The 7819-nt window shown below is 55.4% G+C and carries 10 protein-coding genes; 9 read left to right on the forward strand and 1 reads right to left on the reverse strand.

What is annotated here, in order from left to right:
- Positions 1–318 precede the first annotated feature (318 nt).
- On the forward strand, positions 319–663 hold the full coding sequence (locus B2R48_RS10645) for a rhodanese-like domain-containing protein (RefSeq protein WP_297000033.1): 345 nt from the start codon (positions 319–321) through the stop codon (positions 661–663).
- 74 nt (positions 664–737) lie between these two features.
- Here B2R48_RS10645 and B2R48_RS10650 read toward each other — a convergent pair whose 3' ends face one another.
- Positions 738–1340 (reverse strand): TetR/AcrR family transcriptional regulator, encoded by a 603-nt coding sequence (locus B2R48_RS10650; protein WP_297000036.1) that lies wholly within the window; start codon positions 1338–1340, stop codon positions 738–740.
- A gap of 143 nt (positions 1341–1483) precedes the next feature.
- Between B2R48_RS10650 and B2R48_RS10655 the strand changes: the two genes are divergently transcribed.
- The 8 genes from B2R48_RS10655 to B2R48_RS10690 all read left to right on the forward strand — a co-directional run bounded on the left by B2R48_RS10655 (position 1484) and on the right by B2R48_RS10690 (position 7696).
- Entirely contained in the window at positions 1484–1888 is a 405-nt protein-coding gene (locus B2R48_RS10655; protein WP_297000038.1) for a RidA family protein, read from the forward strand.
- Positions 1889–2034: 146 nt separating this feature from the next.
- Entirely contained in the window at positions 2035–2589 is a 555-nt protein-coding gene (locus tag B2R48_RS10660; RefSeq protein ID WP_297000041.1) for a helix-turn-helix domain-containing protein, read from the forward strand.
- A gap of 14 nt (positions 2590–2603) precedes the next feature.
- Positions 2604–3158: a GNAT family N-acetyltransferase gene (locus B2R48_RS10665; RefSeq protein WP_297000044.1), complete on the forward strand. Its 555-nt coding sequence runs from the start codon at positions 2604–2606 to the stop codon at positions 3156–3158.
- 303 nt (positions 3159–3461) lie between these two features.
- Complete coding sequence (dctP, locus tag B2R48_RS10670) at positions 3462–4451, forward strand: TRAP transporter substrate-binding protein DctP (protein WP_213472366.1); 990 nt, start codon at positions 3462–3464, stop codon at positions 4449–4451.
- A gap of 179 nt (positions 4452–4630) precedes the next feature.
- A complete protein-coding gene (locus tag B2R48_RS10675; protein WP_297000046.1) occupies positions 4631–5119 on the forward strand; it encodes a TRAP transporter small permease in 489 nt (162 codons plus the stop codon).
- A complete protein-coding gene (locus B2R48_RS10680; protein WP_062957898.1) occupies positions 5116–6387 on the forward strand; it encodes a TRAP transporter large permease in 1272 nt (423 codons plus the stop codon). Before B2R48_RS10675 ends, B2R48_RS10680 begins: the two co-directional genes overlap by 4 nt.
- 6 nt (positions 6388–6393) lie before the next feature.
- Positions 6394–7278: an isocitrate lyase/PEP mutase family protein gene (locus tag B2R48_RS10685; RefSeq protein ID WP_297000050.1), complete on the forward strand. Its 885-nt coding sequence runs from the start codon at positions 6394–6396 to the stop codon at positions 7276–7278.
- A gap of 10 nt (positions 7279–7288) precedes the next feature.
- Complete coding sequence (locus tag B2R48_RS10690) at positions 7289–7696, forward strand: GFA family protein (RefSeq protein WP_297000052.1); 408 nt, start codon at positions 7289–7291, stop codon at positions 7694–7696.
- Positions 7697–7819: the final 123 nt, after the last annotated feature.

Below are 7819 nucleotides of genomic sequence, written 5' to 3' on the forward strand. Positions count from 1 at the left end.
CCGTTGCGGCGACCGATATGCCGACACTGAACTGGTCGGGGCAGGCTTCTGTCGAACGAACATCAAAGTGACCTTTGAGCCTGCCAAGGCAAATTGCCCTGTTATTCAGACGTGGGAATAAGGAACTGATTTCGCAAGACGATACTTCCGTCGAACACCGTAAAATTATGTGGCCCTGTTCACATGTAAGTGACCACCAGTCCAGCTTTGGTGCCGCTTTTTGATCCAAGGCCCGGGCCAAAAATATTTTGCATTTGCGTAATGGGCGCGCCCGGCGCTATCACGGGCAGACAGGATGCGGCCCCAAAGGACATCACAATGAGCGACGAAACCGTACAGTTTATCGAACCGCATGAGCTTGATCGCCTGATCGGCGAAGAGGCCGTCACAGTCATTGATGTTCGCGAACCCGAAGAATTCGCAACTGGCCATATTGAAACCGCGATCAATATCCCGACGTCAAACTTCGATATCCCGGCCCTTGTTGATCTTACCGATGAAAGTGACACAGATCTGGTCTTTGTCTGTTCAGTCGGTCAGCGGTCCTTCGGGGCGGCCAACGCTGTGCTGCAGCACGTCGATTGCGACGTCAGCAACCTCAAGGGTGGTCTTCAAAGCTGGACCCGTGCCGGTTTTGATCTTGAAGGCGCCAGCGAAGCCTGACCTCTTTATGATGACGGGGCAGGGGACGGAATGTGACCGGGCACACCCTGCATGAATGATGCCGTCACGCGACGTCATTTCTTCTCAGGCGTGACCAACGCACCGGCAGCAAGAACTTCAAACGCGGCAATCGCCTTGCGAAGGGTGTCTTGCGGATTGTCACTTGCCGCGACCCACAGGGCTGCATTCATCGCAACGCCATTCAGTAATCTTGCCAACGCCTCTATATCGACCGGTTTGATCGCCCCCTGATCGGCCAGTTCCGTCAGTGTTTTGATTGTTGCCTGCAAACAGCGGTTCTGACTGGGCCACTGCGACGGATCACCCAAAAAGGCCGGACCATCACGCAGCACAATCCGCTGGATCTCGGGATCAAGGGCCAATTCGATATATGTCCGGCCCTCGGCCATCAATCCGTTCCAGCCACCACCCGCAGCATCGCCAGCTTCCTTGGCAGTTTGCGCCATAGCTGAATCCACTTCATCGACCACGGCCGCCAGCAAACCGCGTTTGTCTCCGAAATTGTGATAAAGCGCGCCGCGTGTCAGCCCCGCCGTTGCGGTCAACTCATCCATTGGTGCGTCTGCAAAACCCTTTTCGGCAAAGGCCTTGCGACCTGCCGCAATCAGTTTGATGCGGGTTTCTTCCATTTTTTCAGCGCGTGTTTTCGCAGCCATCAGGCACTCCGAATTTAACATACGCGACGTATGCGAATTGACATACGTCGCGTATGTGAATATATCTGTTTCACATACGCAGCGTATCTGAACTGAATTCGAAATACCACAGATACTAACTTTACCCGAACAAGGAGGTCTTAATGGCCCTCGCAAACCAACCTGTCTTTCCGCCAAACCGGCATGCCCTTTATGATGCACATGGCTATTCCCCGGCGATACGATCCGGCGATCTGTTATTTGTTTCTGGTCAGGTGGGTAGTCGGGAAGACGGATCACCCGAACCGGACTTCAAGCAACAGGTCGTGCGTGCATTTGATAACCTTAAGGCAATCCTCACAGCGGCCGATTGCAGTCTTGCTGACATCATCGATGTCACCACCTTCCATACTGACCCGGAAAACCAGTTTGATGATATTATGGCGGTGAAGGGCACTGTGTTTGATAAAGCACCTTATCCGAACTGGACGGCAGTTGGGGTTAACTGGCTTGCCGGGTTTGATTTCGAGATCAAGGTCATCGCCCGCATCCCGGCGGGCAATGCCTGACCCTTTGGCTTTTGGCTTTTGGCCCATAACACTTTGGCTTGGTGATGAACCGGCTCCGACATGACAGTGGGGCCGGTATTTACTTCTTGACCTGTTCTCAAAATCGGGAAAATATCCCGAATAAGAGAGTCGAGGGTGCTGTTGTTATGGATGAAATAGAAACACGTCTTGCCCATCGCTTGGCAAGTTTGCGTTCTGAGCGGGGCTGGTCGCTTGATGAACTGGCCCAGAAAAGTGCGGTCAGTCGCGCCAGCTTGTCGCGGATCGAAAAGGGGGAGGTCAGCCCGACCGCAAGCGTGCTTGGAAAGCTTTGTGTTGCCTTTGGTGTCACCCTGTCACGGCTCATGCAGATGGTCGAAGATGATTTTGGCCCGCTTGTGATGCGTGCAGATCAGGAAGTCTGGACCGATCCCGATACCGGGTATCGAAGACGATTGGTCTCCCCGACATCCAAGCAGTTATCGGGCGAGGTAATCGAAGTCGAAATCGGCCCGGACCAATGCATTGAATATGACGGATCCCCGCGCGACGGCCTTGAACATCATTTGGTTATGCTTGAAGGCGCGCTTGCGATGCAAATCGACGGACAAACACACCAGCTAAGGGCGGGTGACTGCCTGCGCTATTTGCTGCGTGGTGGCAACGTCTTCCAAACGCCGCCTGATCAGGGTGCGAAATATCACCTCTTCATTATCGACTAACCGAAAGAGCTGCCATGTCGTCCAACCCTCATCTCGCATCTGATATTAAGGTCGTCACCCTTGATGCCGATCAGGTCACAGCCCGCCTTGATCAGTTTGCCGACATGCTCCATGCCTGCGTACATGACGGGGCCAGCATCGGTTTTATTGAACCTTTTCCGATAAGCGAGGCTGCGACCTTCTGGCGCGACAAGACCATCCCGGCACTTATGGGGGGAAAGCGCGTTCTGTTTGCCGCCCTTGACGGTGACCGGGTGGTTGGCACGGTGCAGCTTGATTACGACACCATGCCCAATCAGGTCCATCGCGGTGATATCAGCAAACTGATGGTCCGCCCCGATTGCCGTCGTCGCGGGATTGCCAGATTGTTGATGAGCGCGGCCGAAAAACGTGCGCGTGAACTTGGCCGAATGCTTCTGACACTTGATACCCGCACGGGGGACAGTGCCGAAGTGCTTTATACATCGCTCGGCTTTGAAACCACCGGCATCATCCCCGATTTCGCCCGCGATCCGGACTCAGAAAAGCTGAGTGGCACCACAGTTATGTATAAGCGCATCATCAGGTAGTGGTTTGAAACCTTGTACGATTCTCGGATCTGTATTCATAACAGCCCCTCTGGCATGCCAGAACGGCGTCTTTGTCTGTCTCAAGGCCAACTAAATTTGATTGCCGCAGTGCCGTAATCAAACCGTCGTATGCATTGCCAACGTCTTTTAGCCAGTGCGTTCGGCTGCTGTGTGCGCCGCATCAAGGGCAAGTGACTAAGGGATTCGACTTAGTCAAAACATGTTGAACACCGCCGAAAAATGGGCGCATCCTTTCCGTCCTTAATAAAAAAACGGAATAAAAATTCTCGGAGGACGTTCATCATGAAGAAGTTTGCTCTTGCTGCCGCGTTGATGGCAGCCGTCGGATTTTCCGGCACCGTTCAGGCCGCAGACCTGACACTGCGTATTTCGCTTCAGTTGCCACTCAAAAGCCACCTCGGCCAGAACCTTTTGATGTTCAAGAACGAGGTCGAGGAAAAATCAAACGGCGACATCGAAGTGGAGATCTATGATTCTGCACAGCTTTACAAGGACAAGGAAGTCCCGGCGGCAGTGGGATCTGGTGCGATTGAAATGGGTGTGGCATCGCTGACCCGTTATGTCGGTGATGTACCGGCGGTCGATATCTTCTATCAGCCGTTTGTCTTTGATTCCGAAGAAAAGGTCCGCAAGGCGGTGGCCAAGGATTCCCCGGTGCGTGGTCCGCTTGATGCCGCAATCGCGGATACCGGTGCGACCGTCCTGTGGTGGCAGGCCTATGGTGGTGCGATCATGCTTTCCAAGGATGCACCGTTGCACGGTCCGGCCGACATGGAAGGCAAAAAAGTCCGCGTGTTTGGCAAGACGCTTGGTGACTTCACCGTTGCCGCTGGCGGTGCGCCGACCCTCATTTCCGGGTCCGAGCAGTATATCGCCTATCAGCGCGGTACCGTTGATATCGGTATGACCGGTGTTTCCGGTGTCAAATCGCGTCAGCTTTGGGAAGTCATGGACCACATCACCGTGACCAACCATGCCGATATCGAGTTCATCGTTGTGGTCAATACCGATTTCTGGAACGGACTGACTGATGAGCAGCGCAATATCATCAATACCGCAGCCATGAATGCAGAGGCCGATGTGCGCAACCGCATGAGCGAAATCGAAGCCGCGGCTTATGCCGCTGCCGAAGAAGCCGGCATGAATGTCTATAAGCCGACCGACGAGGAACTGGCTAAATGGCGTTCGGTCGCGCAGCCGGTCTATGACGCCTTCCTCGAAGATGCCGGTGATCTCGGCAAACAGGTTTTTGAGGCCGCTCAGAAGTTCTGATTTCCGTGACGCTTGGCGGTCGGGTGCCACGTGCCATGCCTGACATGACTGCATATGGACGCCGACCGGGGCGTGAAGTGAAACTGATTTGATCTGTTGTCATCACCGCATGGGGTCCAAAGGACTTTAATCCCGTCGCGGTGATGGCACCCCGTCTTTCAACACGCACTGTTTAAATCATGTTTGATCGATTAACGCTTACCCTTGCGTGGGTCGCTGCCATCCTGTTTGTGCTGGCTGGCTGCATGCTGACCTATGAAGTGCTGGCGCGCTATTTCTTTGTCCGTCCGACCATTTGGGCGGCTGAGCTTTCCCAGCTGTGTCTGATCTGGGGATCGCTTTTGGGGATGCCTTGGGCGCTTTCGGCACGCCGCCATATTTCGGTGGATGCTGTCACCCGTCTTCTTTCGCCCAAAATCCAGCGTCTTGTGGAAATCATCGCCATGGCCTGCATTCTGGCCTTCTCCGTGATGGTGACATTCAAGGGCTGGGAAATCTTCTATGAAAGTTTCGAACGCGGCCGCACCAGCGGCACCATGCTTGATCTGCCTGCATGGATTGCCGAATTGCCGGTTGCCATCGGGTTTGCGCTGCTTGCCATTCAGGCCGTGATCGAGATTGTTGGCCTCCTGCGGGGCAAGGATATTCCGAAAGGGGCGCACGAATGACGATTGTCCTTACCCTTGCAGCGATGTTCACGCTGCTTTTGATGCGTGTGCCGGTTGCCTTTGCGCTGGGCGGGCTTGGCCTTGCCATGCTGTTGCTGGGGGGCTTTTCGCCCCTGATGGCCCCGCAGGCCGTTCTTTCCACGCTTGATGGCTTTATCCTGCTGGCGGTGCCCTTGTTCCTGTTGATGTCCAACATCCTGCTGCGCGCAGGGGTGGGCAACGACCTTTTTGCCGCGGTCAGTGCCTGGGTCGGCCATTGGCCGGGCGGGCTTGCGGTGGCGACCATCCTGTCATGTGGTGTGTTCGCGGCCATTTCCGGATCATCTGTTGCAACGGCGGCGACCATCGGCACGGTTGCCATCCCGGAAATGATCAATCGTGGCTATAACAAGCGGTTTGTTTATGGGTTGCTGGCCGCTGGCGGCACGCTTGGCATTCTGATCCCGCCCTCCATTCCGATGATCATTTATGGCTTTATCACCGAAGAATCCGTGATCTCGCTGTTTCTGGCCGGGATCGGTCCGGGAATCGCGTTGTTGCTGTTCTTTATCGTCTTCTCGATGATCTATGCCCGCATGGGCGGACAGGAACTGGAACCGAAAAAAGGCTGGGCGGAACGCAAACGTGCGACCATCCGCGCGCTGCCATCGGTCGTTCTGGCGGTTCTGATTATATCGGGCATCTATTCCGGTGCCTTCACCCCGACAGAGGCCGCCGCCATCGGCTTTGCCGCCGCCCTGATCATCACGGGCCCGATCATGCGGGTGCTGACATGGGATGCGCTTAAAAAGGCGGTATTCGATTCCATGGCAACCACGGTCGCGATCATCTTGATCATTGCCGGGGCTAAAATCTTTGGCAAGGCGATCACCCTTTATCGCATTCCACAGGATATTTCGGTGATGATCACCCAAGGGGTCGATACCGAGCTTGCCTTTATCCTGATCGTTACGGTCGTGCTTCTGGTGATGGGACTGGTGTTCGAAGCACTGTCCATGGTTCTGATCATGACGCCGGTGCTTTTGCCCGCTGCCCTTGCCCTTGGATTCGATCCGATCTGGTTTGGCGTTTATATGGTGATCATGGTTGAATGTGCCCTGATCACACCGCCGGTGGGGCTTAACCTTTATGTTATCCAGTCCGTGGCCAAGGCCCGACTGGGCGAGGTTGCCCGCGGCGTTGCGCCGTTCCTCGCCCTGATGTTTGTTTGTGCCGCGGTTTTGTATCTGTGGCACGATCTCGCCCTTTATATTCCCTTCAAGCTGTAAAGACCGATGACCAACGTTCAATCACCTGCCGATGCCCTGCGCGCACTTCTTGCCACAGGCGACCTGATTACCATGCCGTGCTGCTTTGATGCGCTTTCTGCCAAGCTGATCGAACAGGAAGGATTCGGCCTGACCTTTATGTCGGGATTTGCCACCTCTGCGGCACGGATTGGCGAACCTGATCTGGGCTTGATGTCCTATGGCGAAGTACTTGATCAGGCGCGCAACATCACCGATGCGGTTTCGATCCCCGTAATCGGCGATGGCGACACCGGTTATGGCAATGCCATGAATGTCCGGCGCACCGTCACCGGCTTTGCCAAGGCGGGCTGTGCGGCCGTCATGATCGAAGATCAACTGGCGCCCAAACGCTGCGGCCATACCAAGGGCAAGGAAGTCGTCGGTCGCGACGAGGCCTTTGACCGTATCAAGGCCGCCGTCGACGCCCGCGAGGCCGGGGCAGATATCCTGATCCTGGCGCGCACCGATGCCCGTCATCAGCACGGCCTGTCAGAGGCGATTGACCGTGCGGCGAAGTTCAAGGAACTCGGTGCCGACATCCTGTTTGTCGAGGCCCCGAAATCTGTCGACGAAATGCGCGCCCTTTGTGCCGAGCTCCCCGGTCCCAAGATGGCCAATATCGTCGAAGGCGGCGAAACGCCCGATCTGTCACCCGAAGAACTCAAGGAAATCGGTTATCAGATCGCGGCTTATCCACTGTCGCTGATGGCAGCGGCGATGAAGGCCATGGTCGAATGCCTGCAAACCATGAAGCACGGCCAGCCACGTGACGACAAACTGATGGGCTGGGCGGACTTGCGCCAGCGCATCGGCTTTGATGACTATTACGAAGTTTCGGAACGCTATGCGTCGTCCAGACGCGACGGCTAGGGGACAGGTAATGGACGAAAGACATCACGGCAGTTGTCTGTGTGGGGCTGTGCGCTACGAAGTCACGGGTGGCTTCGATGCGTTCTTCCTGTGCCACTGCAAATATTGCCAAAAGGACACCGGTGCGGCCCATGCGGCCAACCTGTTTTCCCGCAAGGCAAAGCTGTCCTGGATTGACGGCGACGATAACATTCAGTCCTACACCGTTCCCGAAACGCGCCATCAAAAGGCGTTTTGCAAGACATGCGGCTCCGCCGTGCCCTACACGCAGATGGATGGGAAGCTGTTGGTTGTGCCCGCAGGTAGCCTTGAAACGCCTGTTTCGATACGCCCGAACGCCCATATCATGCTGGGCAGCAAGGCGAACTGGGATGACGGGCTTGATGAAATCGAAGGGCTAGATGGCTTGCCCAAATAACATTTCGGCGTGACGCCAAAAGAAAACCCCGCAGCCGATGGCTTGCGGGATTTTCTTTAATGGTGCCGGCAGAGAGACTCGAACTCCCAACCTTCTGATTACAAATCAGCTGCTCTACCAATT

The organism is Thalassospira sp. UBA848 (assembly GCF_002295455.1).
Lineage (GTDB): Bacteria > Pseudomonadota > Alphaproteobacteria > Rhodospirillales > Thalassospiraceae > Thalassospira.

Coding starts and splice junctions, on each gene's coding strand:
- B2R48_RS10660 (WP_297000041.1), top strand. CDS start 2,035: ATGGATGAAATAGAAACACGTCTTGCCCATCGCTTGGCAAGTTTGCGT.
- B2R48_RS10650 (WP_297000036.1), bottom strand. CDS start 1,340: ATGGCTGCGAAAACACGCGCTGAAAAAATGGAAGAAACCCGCATCAAA.
- B2R48_RS10665 (WP_297000044.1), top strand. CDS start 2,604: ATGTCGTCCAACCCTCATCTCGCATCTGATATTAAGGTCGTCACCCTT.
- B2R48_RS10685 (WP_297000050.1), top strand. CDS start 6,394: ATGACCAACGTTCAATCACCTGCCGATGCCCTGCGCGCACTTCTTGCC.
- dctP (WP_213472366.1), top strand. CDS start 3,462: ATGAAGAAGTTTGCTCTTGCTGCCGCGTTGATGGCAGCCGTCGGATTT.
- B2R48_RS10655 (WP_297000038.1), top strand. CDS start 1,484: ATGGCCCTCGCAAACCAACCTGTCTTTCCGCCAAACCGGCATGCCCTT.
- B2R48_RS10690 (WP_297000052.1), top strand. CDS start 7,289: ATGGACGAAAGACATCACGGCAGTTGTCTGTGTGGGGCTGTGCGCTAC.
- B2R48_RS10675 (WP_297000046.1), top strand. CDS start 4,631: ATGTTTGATCGATTAACGCTTACCCTTGCGTGGGTCGCTGCCATCCTG.
- B2R48_RS10645 (WP_297000033.1), top strand. CDS start 319: ATGAGCGACGAAACCGTACAGTTTATCGAACCGCATGAGCTTGATCGC.
- B2R48_RS10680 (WP_062957898.1), top strand. CDS start 5,116: ATGACGATTGTCCTTACCCTTGCAGCGATGTTCACGCTGCTTTTGATG.